Here is a 23,389-nt window from a genome sequence, read left to right on the forward strand (position 1 = left end):
CTATGATGGTGATAGGTGTGCCGCGCCCCGGCAGTGCTCGATGTAGAGTGAGTTGAGGAGCAATCAAGTCTGCACGTAGAAGTGATAACGATGAGCGACGGTCAATTCTTCCTGGCCGGTCGTGGGGTTTGTCTGAAATGCACCAAAGAAAAATAGGTAGGTTTTGTTGGCCAGTGGCGTCTGGTTGGTCAAATGCTTAGCCAACGCTTGGCCGGCAGTGCTTGAGTTGAGGATGGCGGCATCAATGATGACAACCTTAGGTACGGTGCTTGCTGTTTGCTCTTTCAGGTGAATATGAAAGTCGCCGCTGGATACCTTTCCGGACTCTATGGAAGCCGTATGGATTTTCTCCCCAATTGGCACCATTGTTTGCGTATTTAGATAGTCGAACGGGTAGAAGGCGGACGCATAGGTGCCTCCGGTGTTCCAGGTGGCTCCCAGTGGGTGTGCCTTGCGGGCTTGTTGTGTCAGTTCGAGCCAGGCCTTGGCGAACCTTTCGACCCGCTGCGACTGGCTCTGGCTGGTTCCGGCTCCGACTCGGGATCGCCCTGAAGCAGATGTGCCCGATGGATTTACCTGGCCAGGGGAGCCAGGTTTTGAGCTTCCCGTACCTTGGAAGGTGCCGACTGGGTTGACCCATACCACGGGGATAGTGCTTTTAAGCGGGTTGGCGGGCAGTGTGGGGGAAACATCGGCTGGGGTCTGGGCTGCCTGCGCGGGCTTGCGATCACATCCGAAAATGTGCGATCCACGAAAATGGGAAGACGGCGTTTTTTTCCTGCCCAGCTTGGCGCGTGAAATGATGGTAATACCGACTTTGACCTTGCATTTCGCGTTGGCACACGCGACTTTTACTGCATTGTTCGCATTCGCTGAGGTCGAGTAGATCCTCTCGATGTCTTCAATGGAAACCAGGTCGCCAACTTTACCCAATGTTGCATGATCCCTGGTCAATCTTGCTTGTTCATGCATTTTCTAAAATCCCTTTAAGTGTTCAAGTAACTGCCTGTGGCGCGTTCGACGAGTTGGGTAGCCGTTGACTCTACCGGGCAAAGGCGCCTGCGCGCCACTGTGTGGCTGACCAATGGGCATGGCAGGGCACTGATTCCACAGCGTCTTGGGAGGGTGGTTGATCAGCTATAGTGCCGTTCGTCTTTGGAGAGGAGGAGGCCCGTTGTGCGAATTGCGATTTTATTATCAGCCTGTCTGTTATGTCTGAATGCCCAGGCAGCGCCGGTTGATGTTGCCAGCCTCGACCGCAGCACCTGGCCGGAAAAACTCGCCAGCCCGGCGCTGTTCGATGTGGCTTCGCGTGCCGAAATCCTCATGTTTACCCATGGCTTGATCGCCACTGAGGGCCAGGACGAAACCGCGCTCAAGCAACGTCTGGGGTTGAAAAATATCAACCTGGCGGCCATTGACGACCTGCGCCGCCAGCTCTGGCAGCGGTTGCTGGAGAACTACAGTCTGGCCCAGCAGAGCTGCGAGGAAGACGCCTCGTTCTGCTATCTGGTGGAAAACATGGATGACCTGCGCGAGCAGGCCGGCAAGTTCGAAGTCAGTGACAATTCGTTCTATATAGGCTGGGCCGCCCCCAGCCGGCAGTTCCATGAACGCTATCTGGACGAGTTGCTGCGCAAGGCTGCGCTGTTGCCGCAGATCAGCAGCGAGGTGGCGCGCTTGGGTGACCATGAGCGCAACGGTGATGAGCTCAATGACCGGATGTTCCTGCTGACCTTCGACGGCGGCCCGGCTCCGGTCAACGGCAATACCGACTGGCTCGCCGATTACCTGCGCAAGCAAAAGATCGACGCCACGTTCTTCGCCCTCGGCAGCAGCCTGCAGACTCGTGTGGAGCGAAGCTCGGCTGCCGATGTGCAGGCGCTGTACCAGGGGCAGTGCGTGGGCATCCAGGGTTGGCAATATCGCTCCCACAGCCATTGGGTCGACTGGCAGGACTCCATCACCCGCAGCGCTTCACTGGTGCAGAACCTGATGCCGGAAAACTACGTGCCGCTGTTTCGGCCGCCCTACGGGCAACGACGCGCGGACAGCCAGGGGTTCTTCCAGGCTCAAGGCCTGCAGGTGGCGTTGTGGGACATCGATTCCCAGGACGATCCGGGCAAACTCAAGGCCGAGGAATCGGCGCAACGGGTGCTGACGCTGATGCTGTTGTGGCGCAAAGGCGTGATTCTGTTTCACGACACCCAGGACAAGGCGCGGGTGGCATTGCCCATGTTGTTGCAGGCGACGGCGCAGAGTGGCCTGGGTTGGCAGGAGTGCCGCGAGGCATTTCGCTGAAAATGCCCGGCCCTGTTGGGTGAGGCGGATTTTTGGGGCGATTTTCTGCGACATTTCGATGCAGGCGGACTTCCGACTTTAGCGGGGTAGCTGGCACCCGGCTAGTGCTATTCGTCATCCTGAAAAATAAACTTCAAAAAAGCGTCAAAGTGCTTTTTCCTGTCATGGGTTTTGCGGTATTACGAAGTCAGATCGCCGAAACCTGCAGCACAGGTGGCGTCTTCCAAGACTCCTCCTGTGGGCTTCGCACTTGACGTCACTCAGGTGCAATCGGTGGTCGAATCGAGGCGCAGCACCGCCCAGGTATTGCGTCGACTGGCTCCCACAAAGGTGACCGAGTATGGATGATCATGGACGCACCCCTTCTTCCGACCAGCCTATCCTTTATGTGCTTGATACCAACGTACTGATTCACGATCCAAACGCACTGCTTAACTTTGAAGAACACCACGTCGCCATTCCCATGATCGTGCTGGAGGAACTCGACAAGCTCAAAAGCGGCCACCACAGCGTTGCCGCCGAATGCCGCCAGGCCATCCGCCTGATCGACAAGACCCTGGGTGAAGCTTCGCCCGAGGACGTTGAAGTCGGCGTACCGATCCAGCGCGGCAAGAGCGGACCCAAGGGTTTGCTGTCAATCCTGATGAGCAAGCGCAGCGAGCCCAACAGCCTGCTGCCGGAAAACCTCAACGACAACAAGATCATCAACCAATTGATCGACCTGCATGCGCGCGACAAGGACCTGCGTGTGGTGCTGGTGACCAAAGACATCAATATGCGCCTCAAGGCCCGCGCGTGTGGGATCGCCGCCGAGGACTACAGCACCGACCAACTGGTCGACGACGTCTCGATGCTGTCGCGTGGTTATCACATGATGACCGGTTCGTTCTGGGACCGCGTCAGCAAGGTCGAAACCCGCCAGGACCATGGCCGCACCTGGCACCAGGTGCAGTTGATCGACAACCTGCCGGCCGTGCACATCAATGAATTCATCGTCGACGAGCAGGGCTTCGTGGGCTGGATCAAAGAGATCCAGGTCGACAAGCTGTTGATCCTCGACCTGCATCAGGAACCCCTGTTGCACCAGGAAGCCTGGGGCCTGAAACCGCGTGATATCTACCAGAGCCTGGCGTTGTATGCGCTGCTCGACCCGGACATCCACCTGGTCAACCTGACCGGCGCCGCCGGCTCCGGCAAGACCATCCTTGCCCTGGCTGCGGCTATCGAGCAGACCATGGTGACCAAGCGCTATCGCCGCATCATCGCCACCCGCAGCGTGCAGGGCCTGGACCAGGAAATCGGCTTCCTGCCCGGCACCGAAGCGGAAAAAATGGAGCCGTGGCTGGGGGCGATCACCGACAACCTCGAAGCCTTGCACATGGATGACGAAAACACCCATGGCAGCGTCGACTACATCCTCAGCAAAGTGCCGTTGCAGTTCAAATCCCTCAACTACATCCGAGGTCGCAGCTTCCAGCAAAGCCTGATTCTGATCGATGAATGCCAGAACCTTACCCCGCACCAGATGAAAACCATCATCACCCGTGCCGGCGCCGGTTCCAAAGTGGTGTGCCTGGGCAACCTGGCACAGATCGACACCCCTTACCTGTCCGCGACCAGCTCCGGGCTGACCTACCTGACGGAACGCTTCAAAGACTTCCCGAACGGCGTGCACATCGCGCTGCAAGGGGTACCCCGTTCGATTCTGGCCGAGTACGCAGAGTCGCATCTCTGAGTAGCAAGCTTTAAGCTACAAGCTGCAAGTTGATCCAGTGAGCTTTTCACTTGCCGCTTGCAGCTTGTAGCTTTTTTGCTGCCTCAAGGAGGCTCTGTGCTGACTCATCTCGATTCCCAAGGCCGCGCCCATATGGTCGACGTCACTGACAAAGCCGTGACGTTCCGTGAAGCGGTGGCGCAAGCGCGGGTGCGCATGTTGCCGGACACCCTGAAAATGATTGTCGACGGCGCCCATCCCAAGGGTGACGTGTTCGCCGTGGCCCGCATCGCCGGGATCCAGGCGGCCAAGAAAACCAGTGATCTGATTCCCCTGTGTCACCCGCTGATGCTCACCGGCGTCAAGGTCGAACTGCGCGCCGAGGGTGATGACGCGGTGTACATCCTGGCGCGCTGCAAACTCTCCGGCCAGACCGGCGTCGAAATGGAAGCCCTGACCGCCGCCAGCGTCGCGGCATTGACGATCTATGACATGTGCAAGGCGGTGGATCGCGGCATGACCATCGAAAGTATTCGTCTGCTGGAAAAGCTTGGCGGTAAGAGCGGGCATTTCAAGGCGGATCAGCAATGAGTATCAACGTACTGTTTTTTGCACGTTATGCCGAAGCGGTGGGCTTTGATTCGTTGGAGATGGAAGGTGAGTTTGCCACCGTTGATGCCGTGCGCCTGGCACTGGCCGCTGACCCGGAGTTCGCGGTACTCAACGAGGCGAGTCTGATGTGCGCGCGCAACGAAGAGCTGTGCAATCTCGACGAGCCGGTCCAGGCCGGTGACGAAGTCGCGTTTTTCCCGCCCGTGACCGGAGGCTGAGCATGGCTATTCGCGTGCAGGTCGAAGCCTTTGATCCCGGTGCCGAAGTCAATGCGATGCACGCGGCCAATGTGGGCGTGGGCGCGGTGGTGAGTTTTGTCGGGTACGTGCGGGACTTCAACGATGGTCGCGACGTGTCGGGGATGTTTCTTGAACACTACCCCGGCATGACCGAAAAGGCCCTGGCCAAGATTGCCGTCGAGGCCGAACAGCGCTGGCCGCTGCTCAAGCTGGAAGTGCTGCACCGCATCGGCGCGTTGGAGCCGGGCGAACCGATTGTATTTGTCGCAGCCGCCAGTGCCCATCGCCAGGCCGCGTTCGATGCGTGTGCGTTCGTGATGGATTACCTCAAGACCCGGGCGCCGTTCTGGAAGAAGGAAAACACCAGTGAAGGGCCGCGCTGGGTCGAAGGGCGCAGCAGCGACCACGCCGCAGCGGATCGCTGGAAAATTAAGTTATAAACGGTAGTCCAAGGGTATGCCTCATTCCAAATATAGCTATAAAACTGTCAGGTATGACAGTGGTCGCCCTCAGTTAATTCTGTTTTGATGCAGTCTGTACGCGAGGGTAAGTATCCCCGCCTTTATAACATAATTGGCTACCCGCAGCCGTTGATTGGCACGGGACTTATTTGTCGGAGAGTGGGATATGAGCGCGCGCGAGATTTGCGTCAAGTTGGTCGGTTTCACAATTAGAACTCCTGACGGATCAAACTCAACAAACGAACTCTATGCTAATGGTGTGCATCAATGTCACGTAATAATTGATATAGCTAAACAGACTAGCAGTGATGAGGGCGTATGGACTAACCTTGTGCTGACAGAAGAGGAGCGTGCGAGCGTTACTGTTTTTGAATGGAGCACGCAAGTAAGACCAGCTCTGCCTCAAGGATGGAGCTGCGATGAGCATAAAAATATTTATAGCCTGGGTCTCTGGCAGAGAAAACCCAGTGAAAGTACAGGTGATGGTTACTCTGAGTTTGTTATGTCTGCACAATCAGAAAGTGTCAGTCGGTATCTGCGCTGTGATCCTGATGCTCCTGCTGGGCCAAAAATACTTATGGCTCAAGTGGTTATAGATGGGCATGTTTACACCACCAATGGATACCCAGGTAGCGCGTCGTTCAAGTCTCATATTATCGTCGATCCTGTGCGCCCATTGAATTTGGGGGTGCGTGATTTAGATGCATATGTAGACGAAGCGGCATTTAAGCTTGTCGCGAGTCCTGACTATTTTACTGATGTTGATGTTTATTATTGGGTGCCTCCTTCAGGTTTGCACTTCATTGCAAATAAAGGTCTTGATGATCCGGTGGATTTGGTTGAGGGGGGAAGAGACTTTCAGTGTTTCGCAACCTATGGAATTATTGCAGGGACTTCTTTGTCGGGCATGGTGGGGACGCTCATAAATAAAGATTCTGTGGACATGCCGGTGGATGTACGAGAGGTTTATCAGACCCTGTCATTGCCAGCGCAATATCCTCCCGTCGTCTTCAATAAATATCCAACTATTATGCGTGCTCTCAGATTGTACGCGTTCCAGAACGTGCCTGTACTTGAGTCGCGAGGGGATTGGCACCTTGTGGATAATTTTGGAAATGAGCATAAATTTTTATTAGAAGCTGAGAAAGGCCTTGGAGGTGTCATATTGAGAGATGCGGTGGCGCCGCCTAGGTTCAGAGTGATCCATTTTGAAATAATACTTCCCGGTGGGCAGTCGTCAACTAACGCGCTTTACGCAAATGGTCGCCATCAATGTAAAGTCCTGATAGAAGTCGTTGTGGAACAGGAAACAAGCGAAGGCGGGTGGGAAGTTGCCCGACTGACCGCTGAGGAGCGTGAGAGTCTGGTCGTGACACTTTACTCGAGTAACATTAATCAACCGCTGCCGGATGGCTGGCATTGCGATAAGCAAAAGAATCAATACGACGCGGGTCTTCGGGGGCAGGTTGCTGATGAAAGAGTTATGCGTCTCGGGGTAGACGGTGCAGGCGAAAACACCGTGTTGCATAAGGAAGTTATTGAAAGATATATGCGTTTTGATTCTGGTAGGGCCGTTGAGCCCAATAGGTTTATGGCAAAAAACGTGATAGCAGGAGTGACTTATACAACTAACTCCAGCGTAGGTGATATTCCATTTGATACGTCAGTGTATATTGCGCCTGTCAGGCCCTACGTCCTGAAAGTAGCGGATCTTAATCTTTATGTTGATACAGCCGCTTATGACGATGATTACGCGGCGGTGGATGTTTATTACTGGTCGCCGAAGGACAACCTGCGCTTTCTAGTCAGTTTGGGGTTTGATGAACTGCTGCCTGTTCCTGGTGAGGGTGAAATTTTTCAAACCAGTTTTTCGCGTGATAGGTCTAGTTATGTTAGGCGGGGAGTGAAATTTGGGATAGTGACCAACAGGAATACCCCAGGTGTGAATATACCCGTTGTCGGAATTTACAGGTGGCACCCTGCGGGAGGTAATAATATTGTCAGGTTTGATCAAGTTTCAACTATCATGCGCGCTGTCTGGATGTCTACTACGGTCTCTTTGCAATACGACGGAGATTCCAGAAGTAAGTGGCGCCTATGGGATAACTATGGGTGCGAGCAAGTTTTCTGGTTACAGTCGCGGGAAAATGAATATTCTCTTGAGCTAAGGGATGGCTAAGGCTTGCGTTCAGGTATCAATACGTTGCGTCACTGATCGATGATAGAGCCAGGGTTACGTTGCTAGCGGAATGTTGAAGGTCGAGGTGCGTATACATGAATCTTTATTCCAATGCTTTCAATTTTTCTTCGTATGTTAGTGGCTCGGTTGATGTGCGCACGGGACAGTATGGTATGCGAATTTGCCTGGCTACCTTGTTTTCAAAAGGACCGTTGGAGGCGAGTAGAGCTATTACTTTGTCGTTCTCGATGTTTAGGCAGGACGAAAGAGGAGGCGTTGGCCCCGGATGGGGTTTAAGTAATACCGAGTTTGACGTGAGCAGCTTCAAACTCAACTTGCTGAGTGGCGAGCAATATAAAACAGATGGGCTGCCACCCGTTGGAGGCGCATTGCTGATAAGGGATCGTAAGTTAAAGAATTTAGTGGTCAAGCGTCCCGATCCGAGCACACTGCATGTAATTTACCAAGATGGCATCGTTGAGATTTTGCAGCGTACCGGCTCGACCGTGCCGTACCGAATTGTTGCCATGCTGTTCGAAAATGGTGAACGGTTGACCTTCTCCTACGGTACGGCAGGTTTTCTGGAGCGCATCCTTAGCCACGAGCAAGAGGAGCTGCTTGTACTGACGTACTCTGGCGGGCGTTTGTCAGCGGCAGATACACGGATTGATGGTGCACGTTATGCCCGTATTGGCTTCGCCTATACAAACAGTCGTCTGACATCGGTGACTGCCCCTTACGACCGCAGTGAATCGCCGGGTACCGCTGCTTATACGTTTGTCTACAGAGCGGCGTTTCGCAACGGCCTGGTGCCGCTCATGCGGGTGCGGAGTCCGATGGGCGGTGACGAATTGATTACCTACGCCGAGAACGGTCATCAGTACGCCAATAACCGATACATTCCCCGGGTTGTCAGCTGGGTGCGCACACCCGCTAGCGCTCAGCCTGCCATGTCTCGAACCTATGTCTATAGCTCGGGCAAGAATTTCACCGGCTATCCATATACAGGCGGTTTCCGCGAGGATGAGGACAACCTTTATCTGGTGGGGAGCGCCTACGACTACTGGACAGAGGAGACTAGCAGGGGGATCAGTAGTGAAGTGCTGAGTGTCACACGTACGACCTATAACAAATTCCATCTGCTGACCGAGGAGCAAGTCCTGCGCGAAGGTACCCGGGCTACCACTACCTTTGCTTACAATATCGTCCCCGGGCTCTTTCCTGCGCAGCCAGCCAATCTGCACATTCCCAAAACCGTTACCAAGCGCTTTGAATGGGGCGCAGGCGGTCCGCCAAGGGAGGAGATTGAACATATTACAACCGATGACTACGGCAACGAACTCAGCCGTACTGCAGCGTCCGGGGTGCGCACCGAATACAGTTATTACCCGATAGATGGCGAGCCTGGAAAGTGTCCAGCCGATCCCCACGCGCTGTTCCAGCGCTATGTCAAGCAAGAGCGGCTTATCCCTGCAGGGGGCGCACTGGCCCCTCGACTCACGGAGTACACCCACACCCGAATACCGCAGACCGGCAGCAGTTACTTTGTCTTGCAGGCGTCGAGCATCTCGAACGGCGTGGACAGCACGCTGCAGACTTATTATGAAGCCCCAGTGGCGCTGGCTGGCCGCTTGAAAAGTATGACCAACACTATTGATGGCCTCTCGTTGGCCAGTGAGTTCAGTTACAGCATTACAGGCGACAACATCGTCGAAACCCGACGTCAGCATGGGCGGGAGGGGCAGTGGCTGGAATCGGTACGCACCCTCTCGCTGGTCAATCGTCGCCTGCTGTCGATGACCCGAGACGGCGGCAGTGCCCTGGCGCTGGCGTTCGACGTCAGTGGACGTCTGGTGGCGGAAACGGTATCACCCGGCAAGCTGCAGCAAGCGGAGCGGCGTTACGCTTATCACTTTGCGACACAAACTCGGCGTGCTCATTTGATCAGCACCGATGCTCAGGGCAACCAGTCGATCACCTATTTCGATGGTCTGGGACGCCGCGTATCTGAAGCCCAACTGATGAGCGATGGCCTGGAGCGTGCTACGGGTGCGTGGCTTTATAACGCGCAGGGCTGGATCCAGGAGACGGTCCAGATCGACTATCTGACCGACGGGCCACGGTCGCTGAAAAGTACTCACACCTATAATCGCTGGGGCAATGCAAGTCGCGTGACACAGGCTGATGGGACTGTGGTGATCGATGAGTACGACCCGCAGCTGAATCTGAAAATAGAGGGTGTTGAAGGGGGAGCGCGGTTAAGAACCTGGTTCAACGACCACAATCAGCCGATCAAGGTGGAGCGTCTCGACACGGCCGATAACAGTGTTGAAGTGGAATCGCGCACCTACGATGGCTTGGGGCGCTGCCTGTCCGTACTGGATATCAGCAACAACCTCACCGAATTCACCTATGACCCGCACAGCCGGGTTCTGACGACTCTCCAGAAACCGGCGGATGGCACCCCGCCACGGTTGCGCCGGAACGATTACGCGCCTGGCACCAGCGGTGAAAAGCTCAGCGCGTTGTCTGTGGATGGCAAGCGGTTGGGCGCCCGCAATTACGATAGCCTGGGCCGGATGACCAGCCAGATACGCGGGATGGGGCAGCCTACAACCTGGGAATATGAGGCGGGCTGGATCGAGCCTGTCGTCAGGCTTTCTCCGGGTGGCGGTCGTCAGATCCTGACGTACGACAAAGAGTTGGACTCACCTACTCGTATTGAAACGACAGGGCATCCTGTTATCACCTACCGGCACGACCCGGTTTCCGGAGCGGTCATCCACGCCGAGACCGGTGGCTTGATCCACAAAGTGTTCAACGGTGCGAACGGCTATCCGGAGAAGGAGATTCAGACGGCCAATGGTAAGTCCTTGACCACACTGTATGGCTACTCCCCCGGCGGGCGCTTGCTGTATCAAACCGCTGCCGACGGTCAGCGCAGCCAGCTTGAATATGATGAGTTTGGACGTTTCCAGCGGATGACCACTGCCACCCTGGTGATCGAGCAGGGCTACGATACGTTTGGCCGGCCCCAAACACTGACCACCGCCCATGGAAGTACGCGGGTGGTCACCCGGATCGCCTACGATTCACTAGGGCGGGAAGCCGAGCGCCGCTTCGAGCAAGGTGCTGCGCTCTTACAAGTGATGATTAGCACGTATCACCCCAACAATATGCTGGCGACGCGCTTTCTTCGGGATGCCAATAATCAACTGGTGATCGGCGAAACGTTCTCCTACGACGCTTATCTGCGGTTGACGAACTATCGCTGCGAGGGTCTTGAACAACCTCAGGATCACCGGGGACGTCGTATCGTCGGGCAGGATTTTGGTTTTGACAGCCTCGATAACATCATCCATGTGGTGACCTCCTTTTCCGACGGTACGCAAGATACCTGCGAGCGCTTTTTTACTGGTACCGACCCGACCCAGCTGACCCGTGTGACTCACACCCACCCGGTGCAGGATTTCACTCTGACCTATGATGCGGCGGGTAACGTCCAGGCGGGGCCTTCAGGCCACGTGTACCGATTCAATGCATTAGAGCAACTGGTCGAGGTCCGGGCCGGCGCCTTCACCTACAGCTACCAGTACGATGCCGAGGCTCGTCAGGTACTTGCCTCTCGAGACACGGAGACGCCAGTGATGCTGGCTTATTCCGGCGAGCGTCTCGACACCTTGGTTGAAGGCGACAAAACGATCCGTTATCACACGGGTGAAGATCAGGTCGTTGCGCGCACTGGCGGTGTGGAGGGGCAGCAACTGCATGTCAACGATGCCAGCGGCAGTGTGCGCGGCCTATCGGCGCCGGGGCAGGCACATATACGGCGACACTACACACCTTACGGCGACGCTCACATCGACCTCAATGACGGCAAACCCCGAACCCTGGCCGACCTGCAATTCCCGGCGTTCAATGGCCAGCGCCTGGATGCGGCGGTCAACCTCTACTTCTTGGGCAATGGTGAGCGTGCGTACGATCCTGACCTGATGGTTTTTTTGCAAGCCGACCCGCTGAGCCCTTTTGATGAGGGCGGGCTCAACAGTTACGCCTACTGTGCGGGTAACCCGATCAATATGCTGGACCCCAGCGGGTTGTTCCCGACTTGGTTGAGATGGGTGTTGGCGGGCGCGGCGTTAGCGCTGGGTGGAGTGGCGCTGGTGAGTGCGGTGGTAGGCATCGCGGCTGTTGGTCTGGCGGCGGCTACCACCGCACAATTAGTGAGTGCTGCCGGAACGGCGATGGGTTTTGTTGGCAGCACATTAGGTGTGACCGCATTGACTATAGATGCAGTGGATAAGGCGAACGGGTGGGACCGGTCCAGTGCCATCCAGGCGCTGGGGTGGGCCTCTTTCGCTTTCTCGATAGCAGCCATGGGGGTGAGCGTCTACAGCTCCTGGAATGCTGCCAGCTCGGCGTATGGAGCGGCGAAGGCGGGGGCAATGCGCTCGATGGTGATCGATGCCCGCATGAGTGCGGGCTTGAGAGCTGCGACCAAGGTGATGACCGGCCGGACCTTTAAATTTGGTTCGGCCAAGGCGCCGACCGCCGCCAGTAAAGCCTTCGGGTCGTTGCGGGCGGGCATCAGAATGATCAACTTAATGCGCTCCTTAACGGCGCGTTACAACGCCTTGGATGCATACTTCGATGAGCCTGATGACGCCTCATCGCCCCAAGGGCACGAGGAGCAGCCGCAACCACAGCCGGAACTGGCGAGACTCACCGACATGCAGGACAGCGTCAGCCGTTATTACCAGACGTTCAGGGATGACTGTACGCGCATCCGTAGGCCCATCTTGAGTGGGATGTACGCAGGCACGTCGTAAAGGTAGAGAAGGCGTTGGAAAAGAAATGTGGGAGGGGGCTCTACATAGCGGTGTGTCAGTTACGAATACACTGGCGAACACCCTGCCATCGGGACAAGCTCCTCCCACGCTCCTGCTGAGTCGCTGGAAATAGCATGCCAAACACAAAACCAAATGTGGGGGCTTGCCCTCGATAGCAGTCTGTCAGTTACTTATCAGTAGCTGACCCACTGCTATCGGGGCAAGCCCCCTCCCACATTTTTGATCGGGTTTGGGCTTAGGGACGTTTGCGTTCCACGGCCCGCAACAAGTGCGTGGGCGGCGTCTCGCAACTGATCTTGCGCCCCAGCAACGTCTCGATCGACGGCAGCTGATACGAATCATCCTCCCCGGCAAAGCTGATCGACACACCCGCAGCCCCGGCGCGGCCGGTACGGCCGATACGGTGTACGTAGTCGTCCGGCACTTCCGGCAGGGTGAAGTTGATCACGTGGCTGATGCCGTCGATGTGGATACCACGGCCCGCCACGTCGGTGGCCACCAGCACGCGGATCTTGCCTTCGCGAAAGCCTTCCAGGGTCTTGATGCGTTTGTGCTGCGGCACGTCGCCGGACAGTTGCGCGGCGTTGACGCCGTCACGCACCAGGCGCTCTTCGATGCGGCGCACTTCGTCCTTGCGGTTGGCAAATACCATTACCCGCTCCCAACCGTTGTCGTTGATCAGGTTATAGAGCAGTTTGTACTTGTCGGCACCGGCGACGGCATAGATGTGCTGCTCGACGTTTTCGCTGGCGACGTTGAGTGCTTCGATCTCGACGATGGACGGGTCGGTGGTCCACTGCTTGGCGAGGTTCATCACGTCTTCGGTGAAGGTCGCCGAGAACAGCAGGGTCTGACGCTCGCTTTTCGGCGGGGTCTGGCGAATGATCTGGCGCACTTGCGGGATGAAACCCATGTCGAGCATGCGGTCGGCTTCGTCCAGCACCATCACTTCGACCATGTCCAGGTGCACGTCGCCGCGCTGGTTGAAGTCCAGCAGGCGGCCTGGGGTGGCGACCAGGATGTCGCAGTGGCGGGCTTCGAGGTGCTTGAGCTGCTTGTCGAAGTCCATGCCGCCGACGAAGGTCATCACGTTGAGACCGGTGTACTTGGTCAGGTCGGCAGCGTCCTTGGCAATCTGCACCACCAGCTCCCGCGTCGGGGCGATGATCAGTGCACGCGGCTCACCCATGTAGCGCTCTTTGGGCGGCGGTGTCTGCAGCAGCTGGGTGATGATCGAGATCAGGAACGCGGCGGTCTTGCCGGTGCCGGTCTGGGCGCGGCCGATGGCGTCTTTGCCCGCCAGGGTGAAGCCCAGCACCTGCGCCTGGATCGGCGTGCAGTAGGGGAAGCCCAGGTCCTGGATGGCATGCATCAATTCTGGAGCCAGTTTGAAGTCGTGGAAGCGGGTCTTGCCTTCCTGGGGCTCGACGACGAAGTCTTCGAGTTTCCACGGCGTCACGGGCGGCTTGGGCGCGCGTTCGCGACGGGGTTTGGCAACGGGTGCGGCGACAGTCTCCGCGGGCTTTGCCGGTTCAGGCGGCGTCACCGGATGTGTTTTCGGTGAGGCGGCAGGTGCGGTCCGGTCGGGCCGAATACCGTCATTGCGGTTGCCGGGCTGGGGAGCGGGAGCACTGTGAACAGGCGCGAGCGGCTCAGCCTCGCTTTTGCCGAACATCTTCTTGAGTGCTTTGAGCACGGTCATCTCATTAATTGATTAAGGAATGTACGCCGGCCAGTGTAATGCAAGAATCGGGCGCGGCGTAGTGCGTCTGTCATACAACTACATAGAGTGGCGGTTCAGCGCAGGCGCTCGGCCAGCCAGGTGCCGATATCGCGTATCTCTTCGGGTAACACTTCGTGGCCCATTGGGTATTCCTGCCATGTCACGGTGACACTACGGTGCTTCAAATGCTCGTAGGCGCTGCGACCCATGGCGTTTTGCACCACGTCATCGTACTGGCCGTGCAGGCACAGGGTGGGGATGCGTTGCTGGCTGGCGGATAATTCCAGCTGATCGTCGAAGGTTGGCGCATAAGTGGAGAGGGCGATGACGCCGCCCAAAGGCCCCTGCCAAGTCTTGAATGCGGTGTGGAAAACCACCGCGCCGCCCTGGGAAAAGCCCGCAAGGAAAACCCGCGAAGCGTCTATTCCGGTTCTCTTCTGCACTTCTATCAAATCCGTGACCATTTTGGCCGACGCTTCCAGCTCCTCCAGGCTGATCGAGCGGGCCGGACTCATGGCCTTGATGTCGTACCAGCTCGGCATCTCGTAACCACCGTTGATCGTCACCGGGCGGCTGGGCGCCTGGGGCAATACGAAGCGCGTAGAAAGCAAGGTTTCCTGCAGCGCTTCGGCCACTGGCAGGAAATCGTAGCGATCAGCACCCAGGCCGTGCAGCCAGATCACACAGGCGTCGGCGGGCTTGGCGGGCTCAAGAATCAGGGGTTCGGTCATGTCTGCTCCATAAATGTGCGAGCGCTCCGATTGAGGGCGTCGGAACGGTGCGCGACGGATTGATCTGTTAAGAGAATGTCGCAAGGTTGAATCTTTTTCGGTTGACCATGGGCTGAAACGACGCGGCCAGCACTCTGGTACGGGGCTTGCTATGTGTAGCTCGATGTCAGGACTATCCGATGACGGTAACACTATCAGTGACTGCCGCTTGTGGGATAGCCACTGGAATTATCGCGACTGCCTCATGCCGCTTGACCCTATAAAAAGCCAACACGGGTCGATATCGCCTCATAAGGGTGCGCTGAGGTTGGAGCTTCGACACAACAAGAGCAACTGGAGGTTTGAATGAAGGTATTGAAATCCACCCTGGCCATCGTGACCGCGGCCGCTGTACTGGGTGTCAGTGGTTTTGCCCAGGCTGGCGCCACCCTGGATGCCGTGCAGAAGAAAGGCTTTGTGCAATGTGGCGTGAGTGACGGTTTGCCGGGTTTCTCGGTGCCGGATGCCAGCGGCAAGATCCTCGGGATCGACGCTGACGTGTGCCGCGCCGTCGCCGCCGCTGTTTTCGGTGACGCCACCAAAGTCAAATTCAGCCAGTTGAATGCCAAGGAGCGTTTCACCGCGCTTCAGTCCGGCGAAGTCGACATCCTGTCGCGCAACACCACCATGACCAGTTCCCGCGATGCGGGCATGGGCCTGAAATTCCCGGGCTTCATCACTTACTATGACGGCATCGGCTTTCTGGTAAACAACAAGCTGGGCGTGAAAAGCGCCAAGGAACTGGACGGTGCAACCATCTGCATCCAGGCCGGTACCACCACTGAGCTGAACGTTTCGGACTACTTCCGCGGCAACAACCTCAAGTACACCCCGATCACCTTCGACACCTCCGACGAAAGCGCCAAGTCGCTGGAATCCGGTCGTTGCGACGTGCTGACCTCCGACAAATCCCAGCTGTTCGCCCAGCGCAGCAAGCTGGCCTCGCCGAAGGACTACGTGGTACTGCCGGAAACCATCTCCAAGGAGCCGCTGGGCCCGGTCGTGCGTAACGGCGACGACGAGTGGCTGGCCATCGTGCGCTGGGTAGGCTACGCCATGCTCAACGCTGAAGAGGCCGGTATCACCTCGAAAAACGTCGAAGCTGAAGCCAAGTCCACCAAGAACCCGGACGTTGCACGTCTGCTTGGTGCCGACGGCGAATACGGCAAGGATCTCAAGGTCAAGAAAGACTGGGTGGTACAGATCGTCAAGCAGGTGGGTAACTACGGCGAAGTGTTCGAGCGCAACCTGGGCAAGAGCACCCCGCTGGAAATCGACCGTGGCCTGAATGCGCTGTGGAACAACGGCGGCATTCAATACGCACCCCCTGTGCGCTGATCGCTGATGGTTCTGTCACCCGGTGGGCCAACCGCCGGGTGATGTTCTGTTCCATTTTTTGCGGGGCACTTCATGCAAACTCAAATCGGCGCACCAAAGCAGAAGCTCAGCTTCAGCGATCCCAAAGTGCGTGCGTGGCTCTTCCAGATCATCACCATAGTGGCGGTGGTCTCGCTGGGCTGGTACCTCTTCAACAATACTCAGACCAACCTGCAACACCGGGGCATCACCTCGGGTTTCGACTTTCTTGAGCGCAGTGCCGGCTTCGGCATCGCGCAGCATTTGATCGATTACACCGAATCGGACAGCTATGCCCGCGTCTTTGTGATCGGCCTGCTCAACACCTTGCTGGTGACCGTGATCGGTGTGGTGCTGGCGACCCTGCTCGGCTTCATCATCGGCGTGGCACGCCTGTCGCCCAACTGGATGATCAACAAGCTTGCGACGGTGTACGTGGAGGTGTTCCGCAACATTCCGCCGCTGCTGCAGATCCTGTTCTGGTACTTCGCGGTGTTCCTGACCATGCCGGGGCCGCGCAACAGCCATAACTTCGGTGACACCTTTTTCGTCAGCAGCCGGGGCCTGAACATGCCGGCCGCGCTGGCCGCCGACGGGTTCTGGCCGTTCGTGGGCAGCGTCGTGGTGGCGATTGTCGCCATCGTGCTGATGACCCGCTGGGCCAATAAGCGCTTTGAAGCCACTGGCGTGCCGTTCCACAAGTTCTGGGCGGGCCTGGCGCTGCTCATCGTGATCCCGGCGCTGTGCGCGCTGATCTTCGGTGCGCCGCTGCACTGGGAAATGCCGAAGCTTTCAGGCTTCAACTTTGTCGGTGGCTGGGTGCTGATCCCGGAGCTGCTGGCGCTGACCCTGGCACTTACCGTCTACACCGCAGCGTTTATCGCCGAGATCGTGCGTTCGGGCATCAAGTCCGTCAGCCACGGCCAGACCGAAGCCGCACGTTCCCTGGGCCTGCGCCCCGGGCCGACGTTGCGCAAGGTCATCATCCCGCAAGCGTTGCGGGTGATCATTCCGCCGCTGACCAGCCAATACCTGAACCTGGCGAAGAACTCGTCGCTGGCCGCCGGTATCGGTTACCCGGAAATGGTTTCGCTGTTTGCCGGCACGGTGCTCAACCAGACCGGCCAGGCCATCGAAGTCATTGCCATCACCATGAGCGTGTACCTGGCGATCAGCATCAGCATTTCGCTGCTGATGAACTGGTACAACAAGCGCATTGCGCTGATCGAGCGGTGAGGAAACCTGCATGAGTTCGCATACGTTCAAACCTGATATGCCGCCACCGAGCAAAGTCTTCGGGCCGATGGCATGGATGCGCGCCAACCTGTTTTCCAGCTGGCTCAATACCCTGCTGACATTGCTGGCGTTCTACCTGATCTACCTGGTCGTGCCGCCCATCCTGCACTGGGCCATCCTCGACGCCAACTGGGTCGGCACCACCCGCGCCGACTGCACCAAGGAAGGCGCCTGCTGGGTGTTCATCCAGCAGCGCTTCGGCCAGTTCATGTACGGCTACTACCCCGGCGACCTGCGCTGGCGCGTGGACCTGACCGTGTGGCTGGCCATCGTCGGCGTGGCGCCGTTGTTCATCTCGCGCTTCCCGCGCAAGGCGATCTATGGCCTGAGCTTTCTGGTGCTGTACCCGATCATCGCGTTTTTCCTGCTGCACGGCGGGATCTTCGGCCTGGCCAACGTGGCCACCAGTCAATGGGGCGGCCTGATGCTGACCCTGGTGATCGCCACCGTCGGCATCGCCGGCGCCTTGCCCCTGGGCATCGTGCTGGCGTTGGGGCGGCGTTCGAACATGCCGGCGATTCGGGTGGTCTGCGTGACCTTCATCGAATTCTGGCGCGGCGTGCCGTTGATCACGGTGCTGTTCATGTCCTCGGTGATGCTGCCGTTGTTCCTGCCCGAAGGCATGAACTTCGACAAGCTGCTGCGGGCGCTGATCGGCGTGATCCTGTTCCAGTCGGCCTATGTGGCCGAAGTGGTGCGCGGTGGGTTGCAGGCCATTCCCAAAGGCCAGTACGAAGCAGCGGCCGCGATGGGCCTGGGTTACTGGCGCAGCATGGGCCTGGTGATTCTGCCGCAAGCCTTGAAGATGGTGATCCCCGGGATCGTCAACACCTTCATCGCCCTGTTCAAGGACACCAGCCTTGTGATCATCATCGGCCTGTTCGACCTGCTCAACAGCGTCAAGCAAGCCGCCGCCGACCCCAAATGGCTGGGCATGGCCACCGAAGGCTACGTGTTCGCCGCCCTGGTGTTCTGGATTTTCTGTTTTGGTATGTCGCGCTATTCCATGCATCTGGAACGCAAGCTCGACACAGGCCACAAGCGTTAGGAGTTCTTTTTATGAGCGAAGCAATCAAACAGCCTGTGAGCCCTGAAGGCATTATCCAGATGCAGGGCGTCAACAAGTGGTACGGCCAGTTCCACGTGTTGAAAGACATCAACCTCAACGTCAAGCAGGGCGAGCGCATTGTGTTGTGCGGCCCTTCGGGTTCGGGCAAGTCCACCACCATCCGCTGCCTCAACCGTCTGGAAGAGCACCAGCAGGGCCGCATCGTGGTCGATGGCGTGGAGTTGACCAACGATCTCAAGCAGATCGAGGCGATCCGCCGTGAAGTCGGCATGGTGTTCCAGCACTTCAACCTGTTCCCGCACCTGACCATCCTGCAGAACTGCACGCTGGCACCGATGTGGGTACGCAAGATGCCCAAGCGCAAGGCCGAAGAAATTGCCATGCATTACCTTGAGCGCGTGCGTATTCCGGAGCAGGCCCACAAGTTTCCGGGGCAACTGTCCGGTGGCCAGCAACAGCGCGTGGCCATTGCCCGTGCGCTGTGCATGAAGCCCAAAATCATGCTGTTCGACGAGCCGACTTCGGCCCTCGACCCGGAAATGGTGAAAGAGGTTCTCGACACCATGATCGGCCTGGCCGAAGACGGCATGACCATGTTGTGCGTGACCCACGAAATGGGCTTTGCCCGCACCGTGGCCAACCGCGTGATCTTCATGGACAAGGGCGAAATCGTGGAGCAGGCGGCGCCGAATGACTTCTTCGACAACCCGCAGAATGAGCGGACCAAGTTGTTCCTGAGCCAGATCCTGCATTGATCGATGTTTGAACAATAAACCCGGCCTTGGTGCCGGGTTTATTGTTTGCAGGATCAGAAGGCTTTGAGGGCTTCCTGCGTTTCGTTGTTGATGGTGTGGGTGAAGGCGTTACGCAGGTCTGCGCCCTCGGCCAGCGCCCTGGCGTCGTCGAGCAAGTGCGGGTGATGGTCCAGCAGGCGCATCAGCACCATCAGCGGTTTGGGCGGCGTTATTTCGCCGCGTTCGTAGCGGGAAAATGCGTTGTGCCCGCCGCCGGACAGCCATTGCACGGTTTCTTTCTGCGTGAGCTGCAGCTTGCGGCGAATACGCTTGAGTTCGGCGCCCATCATCTGCCGGGCGGCGTGGAGCAGTTCATCACCTGCCTTGGCATGGCGTTCGCTGCTGTCGGGATCGTACATGCCGTCCTCGCACACCTGGCATTCCCAGCCTGAAAGGTCATCAATGCGCCGCTCCATCCCTTTTATGCGCAGGGTTTCGCTGCGACCTTCAAAGCGTGTCATGGCGTCGGGGGCACCACAGATACAGCATTGTTGGGTTTTCATGGGTTCATCCCTTTGAAGGAGATCACCGGAGGATTACTGCCGGAGCAGTAAGTCACCTTGATGTAAATCTCCAGACCATGTGAGTGGATGTGGTAGACGTCTTGCCAGACCCGATGATCGGCGTAGGTGGTCATCGACTTGTACAACATCCGGTTTTTGAGTTCGTAAACGATCGCCTGCATCTCGCTGATATCGAGGTCGAGAGCCTTTCCCGTTTCCTTGGCCGCACGGGTGAATGCTCGTGCTCCCAGCCGCCTGACATCCGCCTTGATCACCGCCAGATCGTAATGAGGTGTGTACTTTTCCATAAGACACCTGAGTCCAATAATTACCCTTTAAGGGTAATTTTACCAATCGAAAATACTGCTCGTTTTCCTGCTTAGGAACCCTAGTGCGTTGCCTTTGTAGGCCGCTCCGAATAGGCTGTAGGAAAATTCATCCTATGATTGGACGAAAGCCTAAAATCCATGACAGACATCGCACCACTGATCAAACGTTCCCTGGTTGACCAGGCCCTTGAGCAACTGCGCCTGCGCATTGCCCAGGGCGTGTGGGCCATCGGCGAGCGGCTGCCCACCGAGCCTGAGTTGTCCGCCGAGCTGGGCATCAGCCGTAATACCGTGCGTGAAGCCATGCGGGTGTTGGCGTTTTCCGGGCTGATCGATATTCGCCAGGGCGACGGCAGTTACTTGCGTTCGATCACCGATCCACTGGGGACGATGCGGGCGTTGTCCCATTGCACCCTGGAGCAGGCGCAGGAGACCCGCGCGATTCTGGAGGTGGAGGCCATCGGGCTCGCGGCGCTGCGGCGTACCGATGACGATCTGCACCGGCTGCGCGAAGCGCTCACTGCCAGCGCCGAGCTGTTTCAAGGTGACCTTGAGGCCTATATCAGCGCCGACCTGCTGTTCCATCAACAGCTGGTGGATGCGGCGCACAACCCGGCCTTGAGTGAGCTGTACCAGTACTTTTCGGCCATCGTCGGCGCTCAGTTGCGCCAGACCCTGAACACCTCGCCACGACGCCAGGCGGTCTTCGACCTGCACGGCGCCCTGCTCGATGCGGTGGAACAACACGACCCGCAACGCGCCAAATCCCTCTGCCGGCAGTTGATCAATGAACCTTGAAACCAAACCTGTGCCCGACCTGGAAGAACTGTTGATTGACGCCGAAGCGGACGACGAGGCCGTGCAACAGGCGCATCCGACCGTCACGCGTCCCTTGCTGTTGCTGCTGGGCCTGGTGCTGGTGGCGCTGAACCTGCGACCGGCGTTATCGAGCCTGTCGCCGTTGCTGGCCGAGATATCTGGCAACCTGGGGTTATCGGCGGCCAAGGCCGGGCTGCTGACGACATTGCCGGTGCTGTGCCTGGGGCTGTTCGCGCCCACGGCGCCGATCCTGGCGCGGCGCTTTGGTGCCGAGCGTGTGGTGCTCGGCATCCTGCTGACCCTGGCCGGCGGGATCATCCTGCGCAGTTCGTTCGGCGAAGTGGGGTTGTTTGCCGGCAGCCTGATTGCCGGGGCCAGTATCGGCATCATCGGCGTGTTGCTGCCCGGCATCGTCAAGCGTGATTTCGCCCGGCAGGCCGGCGCCATGACGGGTGTCTACACCATGGCATTGTGCTTGGGGGCCGCACTGGCTGCCGGTGCCACTGTGCCGTTGACCCGTTACTTCGGCGACAGCTGGCAGATTGGCCTGGGTTTCTGGATCGTGCCGGCGCTGGTGGCGGCGCTGTTCTGGCTGCCGCAGCTCGGGCACAAACACGGCACCCACCGAGTTGCCTACCGAGTCAAAGGCCTGCTGCGCGACCCGCTGGCCTGGCAGGTGACCCTGTACATGGGCCTGCAATCCTCCCTGGCCTACATCGTGTTCGGCTGGTTGCCGTCGATCCTCATCGGTCGCGGCCTGAGCGCCACCGAGGCCGGGCTGGCGCTGTCCGGCTCGATCATCGTGCAGTTGCTCAGTTCCCTGGCCGCGCCATGGCTGGCCACACGGGGCAAGGATCAGCGGCTGGCGATCGTGGTGGTGATGCTGCTCACACTGGGCGGTCTGTTCGGTTGCCTGTATGCACCGCTCGATGGCCTGTGGGGCTGGGCGATTGTGCTGGGCCTGGGCCAGGGCGGCACCTTCAGCCTGGCGCTGACCCTGATCGTGCTGCGCTCCCGGGATTCCCATGTGGCCGCCAACTTGTCGAGCATGGCCCAGGGCATTGGCTACACCCTGGCCTCGATGGGCCCGTTTGCGGTCGGCCTGGTGCATGACTGGACCGGTGGCTGGACGGCGATCGGCTGGATCTTCGCCGTGATCGGCCTCGGCGCGATTATCGCCGGCCTCGGCGCCGGTCGCGCACGCTACGTCAATGTCACCAGCGAGAAAGTCTAGAGATAGACGATCTCGACGGTGCCGGACCCATTGAGGCGCACGATGTCACGTAGATCCAGGCTTTGCAGCGGTGCCAGGTAGGTCTTGATGCGCAGCGTGCCGGTCAGGGTCTGCATGGCGACCGGCCCGGTGCTCACGCCGCTCTTGTCGGTAAAGCCCAGCAGGCTGTTGGCGGCCATGGGGATTTGCCGCGCGGTGGCCGTGCTCCACGCCACGCCATCGCTGGTGGAGTCGGTGCGGTACAGCGTGGGAAGGCTGTCGGCGCTGAACTCTGCCGGATCAATGGTCAGGTAAAAACGCCCGATTTTGTTGCCGCTGGCATCCAGGTCCAGGCCATAGGCGGTTTCGTCGGTGCCGCCGGTGGCCGAGCCGTCGCGGTTGTCTTTCATGCGCAGGGCGAAGCGAATCGGCGCATCGCAGGTCACGCTCAGGCGCAGGGTGCGGGTGGGCAGCGGGGTGTCCGTGGTGGCGTTGAGGTCCTTGGCATACAACGTGGCGTAGTCCACCACGCCGTGGTCGGATAACGTCGGCAGGCAGGCGATGGGCGCAAAGTGCGCGCGCAGCGTCAGTTCCCGATAACGTGCGCTGCGGGGGCCGTGGAAGGTGCCGGAGACTTCCCAGGTGGCGGCGTCCTGCACGTGTGTCGCTGCGCTGTCGGCCCAGGCGCGCAGGGTCAGTTGCAGCGACAGGGTTTTTCCGGTGAGCACCGCACCCTGTTCGACCGGCGCGATGCCATGGCCGGCGCGCCACTCCAGCGCGCTGCCGGTGGACACGGGCGCCTGGCCCGCAGCTGGCAGCGTACCCAATTCCACGGCGCGGCCGTCCAGGACGGCGTTGCCCACCTCGATGGCATAGCTGCCGTGCTCGGTAAACAGCAGGCGGTGCGCGCTGTTGGCCGGTGCGCGGTAGAACAGGCTGAGGTCCTGGACCTGCGCGCAATTGATCGTCAGGCTCAAGCGCCGCTCGCCAAGCAGACGTTGGGCCGCGCTGTCATTTTGCGCAAGGCGGTTCATCCAGCCGAAATCCACCTGCGGTTCGCTGATGCCCAGTTGGCATTCGTCCTGGGCCTGAGCGGTAGCGGCAAACCCGAGCAATAGCCCCAGGCTCAGTTGACGCAAACAGGTGACAAGGGGCATGGCG

The 23,389-nt window shown here is 58.5% G+C and carries 19 protein-coding genes; 13 read left to right on the forward strand and 6 right to left on the reverse strand.

Going from position 1 to position 23,389, the window contains the following annotated elements; translation table 11 throughout:
• Positions 1–63: 63 nt before the first annotated feature.
• Complete coding sequence (locus SC318_RS05240; RefSeq protein WP_320429921.1) at positions 64–972, reverse strand: hypothetical protein; 909 nt, start codon at positions 970–972, stop codon at positions 64–66.
• A 204-nt stretch (positions 973–1,176) separates the two neighbouring features.
• On the opposite strand from SC318_RS05240, the gene SC318_RS05245 reads away from it, so the two are divergent.
• The 7 genes from SC318_RS05245 to SC318_RS05275 all read left to right on the forward strand — a co-directional run bounded on the left by SC318_RS05245 (position 1,177) and on the right by SC318_RS05275 (position 12,335).
• The gene (locus SC318_RS05245; protein ID WP_320429922.1) at positions 1,177–2,301 is read left to right on the forward strand and encodes a polysaccharide deacetylase family protein; all 1,125 of its coding nucleotides are present in this window, start codon (positions 1,177–1,179) and stop codon (positions 2,299–2,301) included.
• Between the two features lie 340 nt (positions 2,302–2,641).
• A complete protein-coding gene (locus SC318_RS05250) occupies positions 2,642–4,036 on the forward strand; it encodes a PhoH family protein (protein ID WP_032877681.1) in 1,395 nt (464 codons plus the stop codon).
• Positions 4,037–4,132: 96 nt separating this feature from the next.
• Entirely contained in the window at positions 4,133–4,606 is a 474-nt protein-coding gene (gene moaC / locus SC318_RS05255) for a cyclic pyranopterin monophosphate synthase MoaC (RefSeq protein ID WP_124385242.1), read from the forward strand.
• Complete coding sequence (moaD, locus tag SC318_RS05260; RefSeq protein WP_038448994.1) at positions 4,603–4,845, forward strand: molybdopterin converting factor subunit 1; 243 nt, start codon at positions 4,603–4,605, stop codon at positions 4,843–4,845. The genes moaC and moaD overlap by 4 nt, the downstream gene beginning before the upstream one ends.
• 2 nt (positions 4,846–4,847) lie before the next feature.
• The gene (moaE, locus tag SC318_RS05265) at positions 4,848–5,306 is read left to right on the forward strand and encodes a molybdopterin synthase catalytic subunit MoaE (RefSeq protein WP_320429923.1); all 459 of its coding nucleotides are present in this window, start codon (positions 4,848–4,850) and stop codon (positions 5,304–5,306) included.
• Positions 5,307–5,493: 187 nt separating this feature from the next.
• A complete protein-coding gene (locus tag SC318_RS05270; protein ID WP_320429924.1) occupies positions 5,494–7,506 on the forward strand; it encodes a hypothetical protein in 2,013 nt (670 codons plus the stop codon).
• A 95-nt stretch (positions 7,507–7,601) separates the two neighbouring features.
• Positions 7,602–12,335, forward strand: a complete 4,734-nt coding sequence (locus SC318_RS05275) for an RHS repeat domain-containing protein (protein ID WP_320429925.1) — start codon at positions 7,602–7,604, stop codon at positions 12,333–12,335.
• Between the two features lie 256 nt (positions 12,336–12,591).
• Here SC318_RS05275 and rhlB read toward each other — a convergent pair whose 3' ends face one another.
• A complete protein-coding gene (rhlB, locus tag SC318_RS05280) occupies positions 12,592–14,058 on the reverse strand; it encodes an ATP-dependent RNA helicase RhlB (protein WP_320429926.1) in 1,467 nt (488 codons plus the stop codon).
• A 95-nt stretch (positions 14,059–14,153) separates the two neighbouring features.
• Positions 14,154–14,810, reverse strand: coding sequence for an alpha/beta hydrolase (locus SC318_RS05285; protein ID WP_306491716.1), 657 nt, complete (start codon positions 14,808–14,810; stop codon positions 14,154–14,156).
• Positions 14,811–15,155: 345 nt separating this feature from the next.
• On the opposite strand from SC318_RS05285, the gene SC318_RS05290 reads away from it, so the two are divergent.
• The 4 genes from SC318_RS05290 (at position 15,156) to SC318_RS05305 (ending at position 19,325) form a co-directional block, all read left to right on the forward strand.
• Complete coding sequence (locus tag SC318_RS05290) at positions 15,156–16,187, forward strand: amino acid ABC transporter substrate-binding protein (RefSeq protein WP_053254520.1); 1,032 nt, start codon at positions 15,156–15,158, stop codon at positions 16,185–16,187.
• Between the two features lie 72 nt (positions 16,188–16,259).
• Positions 16,260–17,441, forward strand: a complete 1,182-nt coding sequence (locus tag SC318_RS05295) for an amino acid ABC transporter permease (RefSeq protein ID WP_306491717.1) — start codon at positions 16,260–16,262, stop codon at positions 17,439–17,441.
• A 10-nt stretch (positions 17,442–17,451) separates the two neighbouring features.
• Positions 17,452–18,549, forward strand: coding sequence for an amino acid ABC transporter permease (locus SC318_RS05300; RefSeq protein ID WP_320429927.1), 1,098 nt, complete (start codon positions 17,452–17,454; stop codon positions 18,547–18,549).
• An 11-nt stretch (positions 18,550–18,560) separates the two neighbouring features.
• Complete coding sequence (locus tag SC318_RS05305) at positions 18,561–19,325, forward strand: amino acid ABC transporter ATP-binding protein (protein WP_010444394.1); 765 nt, start codon at positions 18,561–18,563, stop codon at positions 19,323–19,325.
• 53 nt (positions 19,326–19,378) lie between these two features.
• Here SC318_RS05305 and SC318_RS05310 read toward each other — a convergent pair whose 3' ends face one another.
• Complete coding sequence (locus SC318_RS05310; RefSeq protein WP_320429928.1) at positions 19,379–19,867, reverse strand: type II toxin-antitoxin system MqsA family antitoxin; 489 nt, start codon at positions 19,865–19,867, stop codon at positions 19,379–19,381.
• Positions 19,864–20,175 carry a type II toxin-antitoxin system MqsR family toxin gene (locus SC318_RS05315; RefSeq protein WP_320429929.1) on the reverse strand — a complete coding sequence of 104 codons (312 nt, stop codon included), beginning with the start codon at positions 20,173–20,175 and terminating at the stop codon, positions 19,864–19,866. The genes SC318_RS05310 and SC318_RS05315 overlap by 4 nt, the downstream gene beginning before the upstream one ends.
• A 159-nt stretch (positions 20,176–20,334) precedes the next feature.
• On the opposite strand from SC318_RS05315, the gene SC318_RS05320 reads away from it, so the two are divergent.
• Together SC318_RS05320 and SC318_RS05325 are read left to right on the forward strand one after the other, a co-directional pair.
• Positions 20,335–20,994, forward strand: a complete 660-nt coding sequence (locus SC318_RS05320; protein ID WP_320429930.1) for a FadR/GntR family transcriptional regulator — start codon at positions 20,335–20,337, stop codon at positions 20,992–20,994.
• Positions 20,984–22,249, forward strand: coding sequence for a CynX/NimT family MFS transporter (locus SC318_RS05325; RefSeq protein ID WP_320429931.1), 1,266 nt, complete (start codon positions 20,984–20,986; stop codon positions 22,247–22,249). Before SC318_RS05320 ends, SC318_RS05325 begins: the two co-directional genes overlap by 11 nt.
• Here SC318_RS05325 and SC318_RS05330 read toward each other — a convergent pair.
• Positions 22,246–23,385, reverse strand: coding sequence for a DUF1120 domain-containing protein (locus tag SC318_RS05330; RefSeq protein WP_320429932.1), 1,140 nt, complete (start codon positions 23,383–23,385; stop codon positions 22,246–22,248). The two genes, SC318_RS05325 and SC318_RS05330, sit on opposite strands and share 4 nt — an antisense overlap.
• Between the last annotated feature and the right edge of the window lie 4 nt (positions 23,386–23,389).

Source organism: Pseudomonas sp. MUP55 (assembly GCF_034043515.1).
In the GTDB taxonomy this organism is placed as follows: domain Bacteria; phylum Pseudomonadota; class Gammaproteobacteria; order Pseudomonadales; family Pseudomonadaceae; genus Aquipseudomonas.